Origin of the sequence: Flavobacterium sp., assembly GCF_043720215.1 — a bacterium.
Classification (GTDB): Bacteria; Bacteroidota; Bacteroidia; order Flavobacteriales; family Flavobacteriaceae; genus Flavobacterium.
This window is the reverse complement of the sequence record NZ_JAYSSZ010000005.1, coordinates 1-17,799: the sequence shown is the minus strand read 5'-3', so window position 1 is coordinate 17,799 and position 17,799 is coordinate 1. Positions and strand designations below refer to the sequence as shown.

Sequence of the window (17,799 nt, the reverse complement as noted above, 5' to 3'; positions counted from 1 at the left end):
AAAGGTTGGAAAGCAGATTTGACAGGTATGACTACTTATAATGAGTTACCTAAAGAATTGAAAGACTACATCGATTTTATAGAAGCAGCAGTTGAAGTTCCTATAAAAATTGTTTCTGTTGGACCTGACAGGAAACAGACAATTACTAAATAAAACCCAAACGCTTTGAGAAATCAAGGCGTTTTTTTATGCCTCTTAGTTTTGAATGACATCCTTTTTTAACACTAATTTTAAACTCAAATACCCAATAATTCCTGCAATAAGAGACGAGAGTAAAATTACAAATTTTGCATTATTTACAATTTCAACAGTATCAAAAGCCAGCAAGGTTATAAAAATTGACATTGTAAAACCTATTCCTCCAAGAAATCCAACAGCGAGTATAGATTTCCAATTCAAGTCAGAGGGAAGTTTACAAATTCCTAAAGAAACCGCTAATAGGCTTACAAAAAATATTCCTAAAGGTTTTCCAATTATCAACCCTAAAGCAATTCCTAAACTATAATTCTCTTTTAATACTTCGGCAACATTCGAATGTAAAACTATTGCAGTATTAGCTAATGCAAATAATGGAAGTATAAAAAAAGCAACTGGTTTATGCAAAAAATGTTGCAAAATATAAGATGTTGATTTCTTATCTCCATTTCCAAATGGAATTGCAAAAGCCAATAAAACACCTGTAATTGTAGCGTGAACTCCAGAATGCAACATAAAGTACCACATAACAATCCCTCCAATTATGTAAGGAATTAAATTTCTTATTTTAAGTCTATTAAAAATTAATAAAATTACAAAAACACACATTGCAATTATCAAATTTGTCCAGAGTAATGTTTTAGTATAGAAAATAGCAATAATTAAAATCGCTCCTAAATCATCAATAACGGCTAGTGCTGTCAGAAATATTTTTAACGATACAGGAACTCGATTACCTAAAAGTGACAATATTGCTAATGCAAAAGCAATGTCAGTTGCCATTGGAATTCCAGCTCCCGATTGTGTTTGGGTTCCGAAATTTAATACTAAAAATAAACCCGCAGGAACAAGCATTCCTCCTAGAGCCCCAAAAATAGGCAGCAAAGCATCTTTTATATTAGATAATTCCCCTTGGTAAATTTCCCTTTCTAATTCGAGCCCGATTAGCAAAAAGAAAATAGTCATTAAACCATCATTTATCCAATACTGGATACTATTTCCTGCCAAATTAATATGCCAAAAATGTAAATAATCTATCCCAAAAGATGAATTAGCAAGAATTAATGAAAATATCGTACAACAAATTAAAAAAAGTCCGCTTGCCTTTTCGTTTTCAAAAAATTCTGCAAATAATTTTGTGATTTTCATTAGTTTTAAAACTTTAGAACAAATATACTTCGTTTTAACTTCCAAATTATGATTTAGTTATTTCATCTTCAAAACAAACAAAATTTAAAAGTCTATCTTTGTAGTTCTACAATACAAAAACAAAAATGTCTATCAGAATTTTAGCAAATATTCAAATATTCATAAGAAAAATAATTCGTCGATTTGAAAGTCTCTTTTTTTTAGCTAAAGAAATTTTATCAGAAAGAAACTTTATTTATTTATCCTGTGTTGCTGTAGCAATTTCATGCTCTTTAGCTGTTATTGTTTTAAAAAGTTTTGCTCACAATGTATTTTTATTTGCTAATTATTTAAATGCTTATCTAAAATTATCATACTCAAATAGTATATTACCTATTATAGGAATTCTGCTTACCGTTTTTGTCGTAAGACGATTTCTTAATGGAAAATTAGAAAAAGGAAGTTCTCATATATTACATTCTGTGGCAAAAAAAGGAGGAATTGTTCCTAAAAAGCAAATGTATGCTCAAATTATTACAAGCTCATTAACTGTTGGCTTAGGTGGTTCAGCTGGATTAGAAAGCCCAATTGTTATTACTGGTGCCGCTTTTGGTTCTAATTTTGCTCAGAAATACAAACTCTCTCAAAAAGATAGAATTTTGTTGTTAGCCTGTGGCGTTGCCGCTGGAATTGGAGCTGCCTTCAATGCTCCTATTGCTGGCGTTTTATTTGCTATTGAAGTTGTACTAACAGATGTCAGTATTTCGGCATTTATTCCTATTATGATATCCGCAGCAACGGGCGCTTTAGTTTCTCAAATGATATTAAGTAGTGATATCTTGTTAAGCTTTAATCAAGAACAGAATTTTAATTTTCATAATACACCATATTATATTTTACTTGGCATATTGGCTGGTTTTGTTTCAGTATATCATGCAAGAAATTTTAGAAGAGTCGAACATTTTTTTAATAAATTCAAGAAAAGACCATACCGAAAAGCATTGTTTGGAGCTACACTTTTAGCTGTCTTAATTTTCTTTTTTCCTACGCTTTTTGGAGAAGGTTATGAAAGTATAAAAACATTATCTACCAATCATCCTGAAATTTTATTAGAGAATACAGTTCTAAAAAATTACAAAAGTAGCGAGTGGCTTTTACTTGCTTTCATTGGAATTACAGCCTTATTAAAATCATTTGCAACAGGACTAACCCTTGGAAGTGGTGGTAATGGCGGCAACTTTGCTCCTTCCCTTTTTGTGGGTTCTTATTTAGGTTTTTTTGTAGCAAAAGCGATACATCTTTTAGGAATTTCCAATACTCTACCTATAGCAAATTTTACCATTGTAGGTATGGCTGGAATTTTGAGTGGATTATTTCATGCACCACTTACAGCAATTTTTCTAATTGGTGAAATTACTGGCGGCTATAATCTGATGGTTCCGCTTATGATAGTATCTTCCATAAGTTTTGCTGTATCTAAAAGATTCGAAAAGCATTCTATGGATGTAAAATCTCTTGCAGATAAAGGAGAGGTTTTTACAAGCGATAAAGACAAAAATATTTTGCAAAGTATAGACTTTCTAGCCTTGATAAAAACCGATGCAAAAACTATTACAATTGAGAATTCATTAGAAAATTTAGTCGACTATTTATCAACTTCAAATCAAGAGCTTTTTCCTGTACTTGACGAAAAAGAAAAATTAGTTGGAATTGTAGATTTTAATGACATTCGATCCACTGTTTTTAATTCATTTAGAATAAAATACACTTCGATTAAAGAAATTTTAAAACAACCTATAGACATTGTACAATACGACGATGGGATAGAAATTGTTATGCAAAAATTTGAAAACACAAATCAAAATACACTTGCTGTAATTAAATATGGTAAATTCTTTGGATTTATTTCAAAAATAAACATTCTAGAAGCGTATCGAGAAAAACTAAAAGAGATGATTATTGAGTAATTATAAATAATTCTTAATAAAAATTATATATTTCTTATTTTCATTATTTTTGACAAAAATTACATTCCATTGAATAAAACATATCTCTTTTTATCTTTTTTAATACTCTTTTTGAATCCAGGAACTCTTTGGTCTCAAGAAATTAAGAAAGTTGCTATTGGAAACACTTCGATACAAGACTCAAAACTAATTCGTATAGAACATTCTGATTTTCTTGACATTTCAGAAACTGAAGTGCCTGGAGCAATAGTTCTTACTGGAAATGTAATTGTCGTTCACGAAGGTGTTCGAATGACTTGCAACAAAGCCTATCATTTTACCAAATCTAACTTTGTAAAAGTATTTGGAAATGTCAACATGGTTCAAGGCGACACACTATATATGAATAGTAAATATGCCGAATATAACGGAAACACAAAGTTTGCTTACGCCACTGGAAATGTTGTAATGCGTGATCCAAAAATGACATTAGCGACTGACACCATAAACTTTGACAGAAATTCACAACAAGCTTATTATAACTCAAAAGGAATTATTCGTGATCCTGAAAATACGCTAGTAAGTAATTCAGGAAGGTATTATTTGAATCAGAAAAAATTTCAGTTTCTAGATGCGGTTACAGTAACAAATCCTAGACAAACTATCAAAACAAATCATTTAGATTATTATACAAATTCAGGTCACGCCTATGTTTTTGGCCCATCAACCATCGCATCGGCAACCAATACAATTTATACAACTAAAGGTTTTTACGATACTAAAAAAGACGAAGGAAAACTGCAAAAAGGATCAAAGATAACCTACAGAGACCGACTCATAGAAGGTGATGATATTTATTACGATCGAAAACTAGATTTTGCCCGAGCAAAAAACAATGTCAAAGTAACCGACACCATCAACCATTTTGTGGTAAAAGGACATTATGCCGAAGTTTATAAGCAAAAAGACTCCATGTTTATTACTAAAAAGGCCGTTGCAATCACTTTATTCGAAAAAGATTCTGTTTATTTTCATGCTAAAAAATTATTAGTAACAGGAAAACCACAAAACCGAATTATTCGTGGATCTAACAATGCTCGATTTTTCAAAAAAGACATGAGTGGTAAGTGCGATTCTATTCATTATGACCAAAAAGTAGGTTTAACACAAATGATAGGAAAGCCTATTCTTTGGAATGGAAAAAACCAAATGACTGGCGACGTTATGCACCTTATTTCCGATGCTAAAACCGAAAAAGTAGATTCCCTAAAAGTACTAAACAATGCGTTTATTATTTCAAAAGACACTATTGGAGAAGGTTTTAACCAAGTAAAAGGACAAAATTTATTTGGAAAATTTAAAGACAATAAATTGCATGAAGTAGATGTTGTAAAAAACACTGAAGTTATCTTTTACATGAGAAATGAGAAAAACGAACTCATTGGTATCAACAAAAATGTGAGCAGTAGCATCAATATGATTTTAGAAGGAAATACTATCGAAACCATTACTTTTTTCACCAATGTAGATGGTATTATTTATCCCGAAGAAGAACTTCCAGAAAATGCTAGAAAGCTAAAAGGATTTATTTGGCGTGGCGACGAACAAATTCTAACAAAAGAGGATATTTTTCCTAAAGAAGAACTCGAACTCGATGCCAAAGCGCAAAAAGAATCGAAAGCAAAATCTAAAGACATCGATATTCCTATGGAACCATCTAAAGAAACTTTAGAATATGATAAGCTAAAAGTGGAAAAGAAAGTTGTGATTAAGAAGAAAAAGTAATTATGAAAAAAATAATTTTAATTCTTTTCTTTTTATTAATTCAAAATATTTCTTTTGGGCAAGAAGAAGGCAATTCAGCAACCATAATTTTTAATGATAACACTACCATTAAAGGTTTTGGAGAAATAAAAAAAAATAAAATTTATTTTAAGCTAACATTAGATGAAAAGCCAGATGTGTGGAGTTATGATATTGTAAAAGGGATAATTTTTTCAGGATATGGTTATTCTGAGAAACATGAATATATTAAACCTGATAAATATTCTAAACCGATTTTAATGGAAGTTATAGAAGAAGGAAATGTAAATTTATATAGAAAAAATAGTTTAAGTTTCAGTCCAAGTTTTGATGCTAATGGAGGAGGAAGTTTTAATAGCACTTTTCATAATAATTCAGTCATTTCAGGAAATACTCATTATGAGGTTTCAACAATATTTTATGTAAAAAAACTAAATGAAGAATATGCAACGGATATTGTTTTTAGTTTTAAAGCAAGAGCGAATCGATATTTTTCTGATTGTGAGATAATAATTAAAAAGTTAAAAGATAGAACATTCAATTCAGAGAATATTCCTCAAATGGTTACTTATTACAATAATTTTTGCTACGAAGGAGAAAATTAAACAAAAATGAACAAAGATTTCCTTAAATACCAAGCACAAACTTCACCATATCCATTAGGTATGGAAGTTTCGCATGCCATAGGCTCATACATATACGACACAAATAACAAAAAATATTTAGATTTTGTCGCAGGAGTTTCCGCTTGCACCTTAGGACACCAGCATCCAAGAGTAAAAGAAGCTATTGTTAATCAGTTAGACAAATACATGCACGTCATGGTGTATGGCGAATATGCACAAGATCCAGCAGTCAAATTATGCAAATTGCTGGCAGAAAACATGCCCAAAAAACTAAACAAAACCTATTTAGTCAATTCAGGAACCGAAGCTATCGAAGGAGCATTAAAACTAGCTAGAAGAATCACAGGAAGAAGTCAACTTATTTCGTGTCATAACGCGTATCACGGTAACACGATGGGTTCCATGAGCGTGATGGGATTCGAAGAACGCAAACAAATATTTCGTCCGCTCATTCCTGATGTCGATTTTATCACGTTCAATAACGAAGCCGATATTCAAAAAATAACCACTAAAACCGCAGGAATAATCCTAGAAACCATTCAAGGTGGTGCTGGATTTATTCGTCCCGAAAACAATTTCTTAAAAAAAGTACGACAACGTTGTGACGAAGTGGGTGCCATCATGATTCTCGACGAAATTCAACCTGGTTTTGGTCGTACAGGAAAACTATTTGGTTTCCAAAATTACGATGTCGTGCCTGATGTCGTTGTAATGGGAAAAGGCATGGGTGGTGGCATGCCAGTGGGCGCATTTACAGCAAACGAAGCCCATATGGATCTATTAAGTCATGACCCAAAACTAGGACATATTACCACTTTTGGAGGTCATCCAGTTATTGCTGCAGCATGTTTAGCAACATTGCAGGAACTTGTAGAAACCAATATTATGCAAGAAACCTTGCAGAAAGAACAATTATTTCGTAACTTGTTACAGCACAAACTTATAAAAGAAGTGCGTGGTGAAGGATTAATGCTTGCCATTATGACAGAAAGCCCCGAAATAACGAACCAAATCATCTTCAAATGTCAAGATAAAGGCTTAATCCTATTCTGGCTACTCTTCGAAGGGTGCGCCATTCGAATCACGCCACCATTAACCATTTCAAATCAAGAGATTACCGACGGTTGTGGCATAATTATTGAAGCATTTAATGAGTTAACAATTGATAATTAATAATTGATAATTTTTTTTGAAGCTAATTCCTGCTTTACACTTCAATCTTTTTATTTTTAAAGAAAAAATAAAAAGGATTTTCGTTTCACTCAGGGCTAGGGCTTCAATTTAAATTTTAACATTCATTCATCAAATTAAAAAATTATTAATTATCAACTGTCAATTATCAATTAAAAACTGTTAATTAAATTGTTCACAACAAAAAACAAAAAAGCAACCCATTCCTTATTTAAGTTCTATTTTTATTTTGGATAACTTTAAACGAAACGACCATGTATTTGAGCCAAGAAGAAGACGATCAAAACTTATCCTTATCAAAATTTGAATCGATGCTTAAAACAAATAAAATTTTGTTTTTCGATTCAGAAGAATTCGAGGATATCATTCTCCATTATTTAGATATTGGCAAACCTGCTTTGGCAAAAAAAGCCTTAAAACTCGCCTTAGAGCAGCACCCAAAATCTACAGGACTAAAACTCGTTCAGGTAGAAATGCTTGTCTATGACGACAAGTTAGACATTGCCGAAAAAATGCTCAACGAGCTATACGCCATCGAACCTACAAACGAAGAAATATACATACAAAGAGCCAACATTTGTTCTAAAAGAAACCAACACGAGAAAGCAGTAGAATACCTAAAAATAGCTTTAAAATATACCGATGATTTACCAGATGTCTATAACCTAATTGGGATGGAATATCTTTTTCTAGACAATCTCGAATTGGCAAAAGAAAATTTTATTCTGTGTCTAGAGGAAGATCCAGAAGAACAATCTAGCTTGTACAATGTCGTGTATTGTTTCGAATTTTTAGATCAAAACAAAGAAGCTATCGATTATGTTACAAAATATATCGACACCAATCCGTATAGCGAAATCGCTTGGCATCAATTAGGAAGACTAAACTACGGACTCAAACAATACGAAGCTTCGTTGGTTGCTTTCGATTATGCCACACTGATTGACGATGAATTTTTAGGTGCTTTTATGGAAAAAGCAAAAGCACTCGAACGCCTAAAACGTTACGAAGAAGCTATCGAAAATTATAACGAAACCATCAAGCTAGACGACCCAACTTCTTACGCTTTATTGCGAATGGGAAAATGTTATGAGAAATTAGGAAACGAAGTCGAAGCTATTAAGTTTTATAACCAAACCGTACACGAAGATCCTTTATTAGACAAAGGTTGGATTGCCATAACTGATTTCTATTTCCGTAAAAAAAACTATCAAAAAGCATTGTATTACGTAAACAAAGCGATACAAATAGATGGTGAAAATAAATTATATTGGAAACGTTTTGCAGCCATAAATATAGATTTAAATCTTTTTGAAGAAGCAGAATATGGTTACCGAAAAGCTGTAGAATGTGGTGATTACCAACTAGAAACTTGGTTGTTATGGACAGATACGTTACAATTTCTAGGAGAATTTGAAGCTTGCATTCAAACTTTATTATTAGCCTCCGAGCATTTTCCAGAAGAATTTGAAATCGAATATCGTTTGGCTGGCTTGTACTTTATGCTAAACGAAACCGAAAAAGGTATTTTTCATTTAAGTAATGGTTTACGCCAAAACTTCAAAAAAAGAAACATTATCGAAAAATTATTTCCAGTGATTTGGGAACGAAAAGAAGTTCAGGATTATATTTTGAAACATAAAAAGTAATTTTCAGTGGCGGATTAAATTCAAAAAAATTACCATAAATTATACCTTTTAATCTTTGAAAATACTGGAGTATTTATAGTCAATATTGTCATTCCGACGAAGGAGGAATCCCATTAGATACTATATTTATGAGATTCCTCCTTCGTCGGAATGACAAACTCCATATTTTTTATTGCTTTGCCAGTTCACACTTTCAGGCTCGGGTTCAGTAAATTCAAAGGTTAAAGCATTACACGATTTTTTTAAGACTTACTAATAAAAATTCGTGTTAATTAGTGTTATCTGCGTATTAATTTCGCCAGTTGCCTTTTGCACTTAAAGTGCTATGTTTATTGACTTTATAAAAAACATAAGCACAATATAAAGCATCAAAACGCAACAAAATACTTGTTTAGTTGTACCTATTGTTGTACCTTAGTACCACGATGCATCCGAATGAATTTCCTTGTTTTTCAGTACTTTCACCCCTTTGCATTGCTTTACAAAAATAGTATAACATTTTTAAATAGCAACTATTATGGCATCAATTAAACTAATTTTAAGAAAACACCAAGCTGACCAAACCGGACACAGCCCTTTGTACATCAGAATTATAAAAGACAGAAAAACGAAATTTATTACTGCGGGCGTTAAACTCAAAGAGAACGAGTGGGATGAAGCAAAGCAGAAGGTAAAGAAAAATCATCCAAACAGTGCGAGAATGAATGCCTCATTATCTCAAAAGATTGCTGATGCTGAAGCACAGGTTGCCGATATGGAAAGAAAGGTAAAAACCGTCTCAATCAGTAAATTAAAAGATGCCATAAAAGGAAAAGAAGTACCTAATTTTTTCGATTATGCTTATAAAAGATGTGAAAAACTCAAAGGCAATCTCGCATTTAGTACACATAGAAGTTATCTGATATACACCAAGAAATTCGAAAACTATTTAGGTACGAGAGATGTCTATTTTGACGATATTACGGTTTCGGTGTTATTGGACTACATTAGCCATTTGAGCAACGTAATGAAAAACGGAGTTTCCACCCAAAGATACTCTATTATGATTTTGGCGATAATGTTCAAAGAAGCAATCAAAGAAGACATCATTCCGGAATATATGTATCCGTTTAGCAAGCTAACATTAACCAAAAGCAAATCGGTAAGAACTTTTTTAAAGAAAGATCAAATCGAAGAGCTTTTGAATAAAAACTTAAAATCGGGTACATCACTAGAACTGGCTAGGGATATGTTTGTTTTTTCCATTTATGCAGGTGGATTACGTTTTGGTGATGTTATCGAATTGCAGTACAAACATTTTAATGAAGAAGAAAACAGAATTATAAAACAGATTCGAAAAACAGGAAGAGAGCATCAGTTTAAAATAGGTAAGGTAGCAATCGATATTTTGAACAAATACAAAAAAGAGAATCCAGAACCAAACGATTTTATATTTCCAATTATCAAACACAAAGAAGGGTACTTCAAGAATGAGGAATTTAGATATAAAGTTACAGAAAATGCAAACAGAGTTTGTAACATACATTTAAACCGTTTAGGAAAAGAAATGAAATTACCTGTCCCGTTAACTTTTCATATGTCAAGACACAGTTTTGCTACGAATGCATTAAACAACGGAATGCGAATTGAACACGTTTCTAAACTTATGGGACATCAGGACATCAGTACTACTCAGATATATGCAAAAATAATAAGTGAGGAATTGGATAAAGCGGTTGATAAATATATCTTTTAAATTGTTAAAAAATAAGAATACTAAAACATTATGAATCACGTTATTGATAAATACGTGTTTAAGTAGTTAAAATCGCATTAAAAAATTAGTAAAACATTATGAAATCCTTTTATAAAGGATTTTTTTTAATTTCTAATTTAGCGTAAAATAACGAAGATGTTTTTAATGATTTTTTGTTGCTTGGTGGATGAAAACTGTAATAAATAAAACCGAGCTTAGACTTGATAAACACGTTCAAATTTAAGCTACAAAAAACAAACAAAAAGAATATCAAAATTATATGGAATACAACTCTCAAATTGCTTCATTTTCAGAAATGACTTCAGTTATTTCTTTAAAAGCTATTGACCTAAATTTTGATATAATTCTTGACGATATAGTTGACTTACAAAGTTATTGTGATGCTTTAATCCAAAAAGTTTTCGAACTTCCATACACAGATTATCCGGATTTTATAAGCTATCAAACCAATTTGGTTAAGAATCCTATTTTTTGGTTAAACCATTTCGAAGAGTTGATTTCCAATAATGAAGACTTATTTACAGGAAAAAGAAGCCTTTGCCGCTACAACAAACTTTTCAATCTAATCGAATCAAAACGAAAAGAACTTCAATCTTCGAGCGTAAAAGAATCTAAATTGAATACACCAAAAAGGTTAATCAATGCAGATACCGAAGATAGATATTTCTCATTTCACGAGACAAAATTGCAAATAGAAAAATTAGAATGTTTTAATGAAAAAATAATCTTTTTAACGGAAGAAATATTTGATTATGAAGAAGCTGATATAATTTCAAAAAACGGTAACCTTGGAGAATTCAATTTGCAATGTGAAAAGTTAAAAGTGAGATTACAAACAACACGAAAATTACTTTTAGATATTGAAAAAGAGAAACAAGAAACTATTTTAAAAGGAAATTCAGAAATAAAACCAACTTTCAAAATCCGTATAAATGGACCAATAAATATTTTAACCGATGTTTACAAACAAATGATGTATTCTTCAAAATCTAGTGGGAAATCATATATCAATCATTCAATTAAAGATATTACTAAATTCATTTGTGATAACCATTTAGATGAGCAAGGAAACGAACTATCTCAACACACAATCCGAACTTATTTGTCGCCAACAAGATGTGATAAAGACCCTAATAATGACAATAAAATTAGGTTATAGTCTCATTTTGTCTAAAATTAACATTTTAACTTCCTAGTATTCATAAAGTCTAGCGAACTATTTGGTCTTATAAGACTAAATAATACCTATGCGACTTTTTTATATTTCTTCCATTTGCACCATAACAATTTAAAAACTTTAAAAATGGATGCAATTATCTTCACAAAAGACCAGTTCACAGATCTAATGAGCAAATTAGACACTATTCAATCTCAAATCTCAATCAAAGCAGACCCGAAAAAAGAAACCTTTCTTGACAATCAAGAGTTTCTACTTCTGATGAAAATTTCAAAACGAACAGCTCAAACCTGGAGAGACGAAGGTAAAATTTCTTTTAGTCAAGTGGGAAACAAAATCTATTATAAACTTTCTGATGTTGAAAAACTCCTTACGGAGCATTACAACAAATCTTTTAAAGGAAGGTAATATGAGTAGTTGCAACGGAACCTGTGAAGTTTGCGACTGCAAACTTTTAGACAAAACAAAACTGAACACTAATAACTGACCACTGAACACTATCTCTATGGTAACAATATTCAAGAACTTCAACGAGGTTGTAGAACACAAAACAATTTCAACAATTTTAGAAGAAATCAAAACAGGAAAGTATAAACCGGGCATTGTTTACTTACGTAAATCACTTGCCGAAAACAAAACAGAAGCATACAACAAAGCTAAAAAATCACTTCCAGCATTCACACCTTCAGGTAAGTTTGTTGGAGGTCGAAAATTGGAATTTTTAACAGAATACTCAAAATGTATTATTCTAGACATTGACAAATTAAGTAAAATCGATTTGCAAAATGCTTCGCATTTGGCCAATCAAAGTGAGTTCACTTTTGCCAGTTTCATAAGTCCATCAGGAAACGGTTTAAAAATTTTAGTGAAAATAGATTCTGACAAAGCCAATCACAAGGAAGCTTTTTTATTGGTTCAAGCACACTATGAGAGTATTTTAAAACTAGAAATTGACAAATCTGGCAAAGACATAACTCGATTATGCTTTTATTCTTTTGATGAAAATTTATATCTAAACGAGAATTCAAAAACCTTTGTCACATTGAGCGAAGTCGAAATGCCTTTAATCGAAACACAACCAGAACCCAAAACCCAAGACCCAATAACCGAAACCAATTACGAAGCTATTTACAATCATTGCATAAAATTCACAGAAAAAAAAGTACAATATGCAAATGGTAGTCGCAATGTATTTGTGCATCAATTAGCCTGTAATATGAACCGAAAAGCAGTACCGATGGATATTGCTTTGAATTTCATTCAAACCGATTTCAATTTTGATGATAAGGAAGTTTCACAAGCTGTAACGAGTGCCTACGGCAATATTTTAGAATTTGGTAAAACAGAAAAAGCAATTAATCAAAATGAAAAGCAAAACAAAAAAACTAGCAAGAATACTGACGATGAAGATGACGACGATGATGAGAAACCGAGAGTTACGCAAATTGACAAACTCGAAAACTTTTTATCTGGGAAATATATTTTTCGTCATAACATAGTTTCGGGCAAATTGGAGTTTCAGTATTTTGGTAAAAAGAAATGGAATGTAATGAATGATTTCATTGAAAACTCAATGCTTCGGGAATGTCTGAAAGGAAGAATAAAAACAAACCTTTCTTCATTGCGAAATCTATTGTATTCCGATTTCTGTCAGCTCTTTAATCCATTTGATGATTACTTTAATAATTTGCCTAAATACGATGAACAAACGGACTACATCACGCAATTAGCCAACACCATAACCACCACAAAACAGGAGCTTTGGCAACAATGTTTTAAAAAATGGTTAGTTGCAATGGTGGGTTGTGTGCTAGATGATAAAGTTATAAATCACACCGTTATTGTATTTAGTGGCAAACAAGGATTAGGAAAAACAACTTGGGTTGAAAAGCTTGTGCCCAAACAATTGAAAGAATATTTATTTTCCGGAACCATAAACCCAAACAATAAAGATACGCTGGTTCAACTGGCAGAATGTATGTTGATTAATTTGGACGAATTAGAAAATCTTAACCGTTCCGAAATTGGATCACTAAAAGAAATCATTACAAAAACCCAAATCAGAATGAGAAAAGCCTACGGACACAACAACGAAACAATGCCTAGACGGGCATCGTTTGCAGGAAGTGTCAATACAGCACAGTTTTTGAACGACAGTACAGGAAGTCGTAGATTTCTTTGTTTTGAGTTGGAAGGCATAAAATACCAACACGATGTAGATATTAATTTAGCTTTTTCTCAAGCTTTGTGTCTTTTTAAAAGTGGTTTTAGATTTTGGTTTGACCAAGAGGAAATAAAATCTATTACCGAAAATAATGAACAATACCAGTTACGAAGCCCAGAAGAAGAACTGCTTTTGACTTGGTTTGAACCAAGCGAAAGAGAAAATGCTAACGCATTTCTAAATACTTCACAAATAGCAGCTAAACTAGCCGAAAAAGCTAAAATAAACATCACAGACGGAACAATTAACAAATTAGGTAAAGCACTAAAGAAACACAATTTTATTCGATTTAACACCAAAAACGGATATGTATATTCACTTAACGAGTTCAGTTATGAAGAAGTAGATTTTAAAAATAAGGAGCTAAAAGATTAGATTCAACTGATAAAGTTTAAGGGTGCATTTTGCACCCTTTTTCATTCCTTTGAATTGATAAGATTGATAACCAAATTTCACCACAAACATATTTAGTTTTTTTCTTAAAAAATAATCAAGCCAAAACACACTATAATAAAGCAAATTAATAAATCATACATTCCATTTTGCATTCAAACAGCCTAATAAATCCGTTTTTTATAAATCGGTAAAATAAAAAAATGTTTACCTCTTTTTTTGCTTATCAATCTTATCAATTCAAATTAAAGCAATCAAATGTAAAAGGAAGTAATAAAATTATATAGCCTAAAAATCAAAAAAACGTATCGTAAAGTGCTATGAAAACAGTATTAAATCTATCTTTTAAAAATATCTCTAAACTGATACAACAATCGTTCAATCAAGCGTAAATCTTCGGTTACTATGTCGGCAGTTCCTGACATTTCTTGCTGGAAAATAATTTGTTTTTTGTATGAAGTTTCTAATCCTTTCGGCAACGAAACATTAATCAATAAATTACCATCTTTGTCAGGTGTTAAAGAAATTGCATTTATAGTACCTTTAATTATTCCAAATTCTCTATCAGGATAATTTGCCAATCGGATATTAACCGTTTGACCAATTTTTATTTTACCAGAATTTTGTGCAGGAGCTTTTACTTTACCAATATAACCGCTTTCGTTTGTTGGAATTACAGCAAACACATTATCGCCAGCATTTACAGTTTGATTTTCTGCCCAAAGTTGTAAGAAACTAACTTTTCCATCAATCGACGAGCGTAAAACATAGTTTAACTCCCAATCTTTAATTGCTTTTTTAAGTCCGTAAAAAGCTTGAATTACATTGCGTTCCAAGTTTACATTTTCTTTATTTTCGTTTATTTGGGTTGTTTTACTATTTTTATTGAGTTCGTTTAATGATGATTTTAAAGTAGAAATAGTGCTTAAAACACCTTTATAATTCTTTTGAGATTGTAAATAAGTCAATCGTTGTTTCTCGATTTCTTGAGAAGCAATAATTCCTTTCGTGTATAATTCTTCATAACGATCTAAATCACTTTTCTGTAAAACTAATTCATTTTGATTGATGCTTTTTTGAGATTCTAACAAACTCAATCGTTCTTTCAGCTGAATGGCTTCATAGCTTTGAGCCGTTCCTTCCACTTGGTACGGTTGTAATTTAGTATTCAAATCATCGGCTATGCTTTCTTTTTGAAATACAGCAAAGAAACTTTCTATTTCTCCCAATTGCGCCGATTTTAATTTCTCAAACGGAAACTTGTTTTTATCAATATCAATGCTATCAACAATACTTTTCAATAAAAAAACATCATTATAATTAGCTGAATTTTCAATAACTGCAAGCGGTGTATTTTTCAGAACAGTTGCTTTGTCTATTACTAGAATTGCTTCAATTTTACCAGGTACTTTTGAAACTAATTTTTCAGGTGGAATATTGGTCGTTATTACGATTTGTGTAGTAATAACATCAGGATATTTAACCAACCACGACACAAAAAAAAGCGATAATAAAATTAACAAAACCACAACCGAACCCCAACGAATCATCCAATGTGGCACTCGTGTCAATATTTCTTGAACTTCTTCACTTCTTAATTCTATTTCTGTATTTTCCATTTCAAAATTCGTTACTCAAAATTCAACATTCATTGTTAAAAAATCGTCTATTATCTTGGGCGTAGTTCAAAGACGTAATTCGTAATTTTTAATTCGTAATTTAGTTACCTAACTGCAACTGATTACGAACCAATTCATAATAACTACCTTTCAATTTTACTAACTCGTTATGATTACCAATTTCAACAATCTTCCCTTTTTCTAAAACTACAATTTGGTCAGCATTCATAACAGTGCTCAATCGATGAGCAATAACTACAACCGTTTTATTTTTAAAGAAAATATCCAGCTTCTGCATAATTTCCTTTTCATTATTGGCATCAAGGGCAGAGGTAGCTTCGTCAAAAAACAACATTTCAGGATTTTTATAAACGGCTCTAGCAATTAATAAACGTTGTTTTTGCCCTGTACTCATTCCGATACCCTCCATACCAATTTTGGTATTATAACCCAATGGATAGTTTTGTATAAATGCTGAGATATTAGCCACATCAGAAGCATAAACCAATCGTTCTTTATTGATGATATCAACTCCAATAGCTATATTATTGGCAATAGTATCATTAAATATATAACCTTCTTGCATCACAGTTCCTACGTGCGACCTCCAAGTTTTTTGAGCAATGTTCTTCAAATTTGTCATTCCGACGTTAGGAGGAATCTCATCAGATTTACGTCTAAGCCCAATTTCTCCACTATTCGGCTCATAAAACTTCAATAATAATTTCATTAAAGTCGTTTTTCCGCTTCCGCTAGTACCAACAATTGCAGTAACTTTATTAGCAGGAATAGTTAAGTTTAAACCCTCTAAAACGGGAATATCAGAACCAATATATCTAAAACTTAAATCTTTTATAACAATATCAGCATCTTTTGGGATTTCGTGCGATTGTGTTTCTTCTTGTTGAATTTCGTCTTCTTTTTCGTGTATTTCGGATAAACGGGCTAATGATATTTTGGCATCTTGAGCTTCACGAATAAAATTAATAAGTTGTAAAACAGGAGCGTTTAAACTGCCTACAATACTACTAATGGCAAGCATCATTCCTAAAGTTATTTGCCCATCGATAACCAATTTAGCAGACAAGAAAATGATAATGATATTTTTTAATTCATTGATAAAATTAGAGCCTGTATTTTGTGTTTGTTCTAGTACCAAGCCTTTCATAGAAACTTTAAAAAGGCTTGCTTGAATGTATTCCCAGCCCCAACGTTTTTGCTTTTCGGCATTATGCAATTTTATTTCCTGCATTCCGTTAATCAATTCAATTACTTTGCTTTGTTCTTGAGAAACTTCTGCAAAACGCTTGTAATCTAATGCTTCACGACGTTTTAAAAACAAGATTACCCAAAAGAAGTAAAGAATACTTCCAATAAAAAATACTACAAATATTTTTAAATTGTAATAGGCTAAAACACCACCCATGATAAACATATTGATAAGTGAAAACAATACGTTTAGTGATGAAGTGGTTAATATTCTTTCAATACGATGGTGGTCGTTAATACGTTGCATAATATCCCCAGTCATACGAACATCAAAAAATGAAATAGGTAAATTCATTAACTTGATGAAAAAATCGGAAATCAAAGCAATATTTATCCTTGTAGAAAGATGCAACAATATCCAACTTCTAATAAGTTCTAAAGCTGTTTTTCCAAAAAACAAAAACAATTGAGCAAATAATATCAAATAGATAAAGTTGATATTCTGATTTTGAACACCAACATCGACAATACTTTGAGTAAGAAATGGAAAAATAAGTTGTAGTAAACTTCCAGCCAACAATCCAATAATAAGTTGAATTACAAACGATTTATACGGAAATATGTATTTGAATAATAGAGAAAAACCGAATGCTTTTTTATCCTCCTTTTCAAATTCATTTTGATAGAATTTTGGTGTTGGTTCTAGTAAAAGTGCAACACCTTCTTCAGTATTTGAATTGGCATTATTTCCAATCCAGAATTTTAGAAATTCCGCTTCATTATATTCAAGTAAACCATGTGCGGGGTCAGATATATAGTAACTTCCTTTTTTGATTTTATAAAGAATAACATAGTGGTTGTTATTCCAATGAAGAATACAGGG

The 17,799-nt window shown here is 31.5% G+C and carries 13 protein-coding genes; 10 read left to right on the top strand and 3 right to left on the bottom strand.

Annotated elements, in window-relative coordinates:
- A partial coding sequence (locus ACHZC3_RS00360) for an adenylosuccinate synthetase (RefSeq protein ID WP_394757895.1) occupies positions 1-153 on the top strand: 153 nt, incomplete at its 5' end.
- Between the two features lie 42 nt (positions 154-195).
- Here ACHZC3_RS00360 and nhaA read toward each other — a convergent pair.
- Complete coding sequence (gene nhaA, locus ACHZC3_RS00355; RefSeq protein ID WP_394757894.1) at positions 196-1,344, bottom strand: Na+/H+ antiporter NhaA; 1,149 nt, start codon at positions 1,342-1,344, stop codon at positions 196-198.
- Between the two features lie 125 nt (positions 1,345-1,469).
- Between nhaA and ACHZC3_RS00350 the strand changes: the two genes are divergently transcribed.
- From ACHZC3_RS00350 to ACHZC3_RS00310, 9 genes are all read left to right on the top strand, one after another.
- Complete coding sequence (locus ACHZC3_RS00350) at positions 1,470-3,290, top strand: chloride channel protein (protein ID WP_394757893.1); 1,821 nt, start codon at positions 1,470-1,472, stop codon at positions 3,288-3,290.
- A 69-nt stretch (positions 3,291-3,359) separates the two neighbouring features.
- Positions 3,360-5,054 (top strand): OstA-like protein, encoded by a 1,695-nt coding sequence (locus tag ACHZC3_RS00345; protein WP_394757892.1) that lies wholly within the window; start codon positions 3,360-3,362, stop codon positions 5,052-5,054.
- 2 nt (positions 5,055-5,056) lie between these two features.
- On the top strand, positions 5,057-5,677 hold the full coding sequence (locus ACHZC3_RS00340; protein ID WP_394757891.1) for a hypothetical protein: 621 nt from the start codon (positions 5,057-5,059) through the stop codon (positions 5,675-5,677).
- Positions 5,678-5,683: 6 nt separating this feature from the next.
- On the top strand, positions 5,684-6,871 hold the full coding sequence (locus ACHZC3_RS00335) for an aspartate aminotransferase family protein (protein WP_394757890.1): 1,188 nt from the start codon (positions 5,684-5,686) through the stop codon (positions 6,869-6,871).
- 272 nt (positions 6,872-7,143) lie between these two features.
- Positions 7,144-8,538: a tetratricopeptide repeat protein gene (locus tag ACHZC3_RS00330; RefSeq protein WP_394757889.1), complete on the top strand. Its 1,395-nt coding sequence runs from the start codon at positions 7,144-7,146 to the stop codon at positions 8,536-8,538.
- 517 nt (positions 8,539-9,055) lie between these two features.
- A complete protein-coding gene (locus ACHZC3_RS00325) occupies positions 9,056-10,273 on the top strand; it encodes a tyrosine-type recombinase/integrase (RefSeq protein ID WP_394757888.1) in 1,218 nt (405 codons plus the stop codon).
- Between the two features lie 280 nt (positions 10,274-10,553).
- On the top strand, positions 10,554-11,453 hold the full coding sequence (locus tag ACHZC3_RS00320; RefSeq protein ID WP_394757887.1) for a hypothetical protein: 900 nt from the start codon (positions 10,554-10,556) through the stop codon (positions 11,451-11,453).
- Between the two features lie 144 nt (positions 11,454-11,597).
- Complete coding sequence (locus ACHZC3_RS00315) at positions 11,598-11,879, top strand: helix-turn-helix domain-containing protein (RefSeq protein ID WP_011964270.1); 282 nt, start codon at positions 11,598-11,600, stop codon at positions 11,877-11,879.
- A gap of 97 nt (positions 11,880-11,976) precedes the next feature.
- Positions 11,977-14,070: a VapE domain-containing protein gene (locus ACHZC3_RS00310; RefSeq protein WP_394757886.1), complete on the top strand. Its 2,094-nt coding sequence runs from the start codon at positions 11,977-11,979 to the stop codon at positions 14,068-14,070.
- Positions 14,071-14,426: 356 nt separating this feature from the next.
- On the opposite strand, the gene ACHZC3_RS00305 is transcribed toward ACHZC3_RS00310, so the two are convergent.
- Positions 14,427-15,707, bottom strand: a complete 1,281-nt coding sequence (locus tag ACHZC3_RS00305; protein ID WP_394757885.1) for an HlyD family secretion protein — start codon at positions 15,705-15,707, stop codon at positions 14,427-14,429.
- A 100-nt stretch (positions 15,708-15,807) separates the two neighbouring features.
- The coding region (locus ACHZC3_RS00300) for a peptidase domain-containing ABC transporter (RefSeq protein ID WP_394757884.1) at positions 15,808-17,799 on the bottom strand (1,992 nt) is incomplete at its 5' end.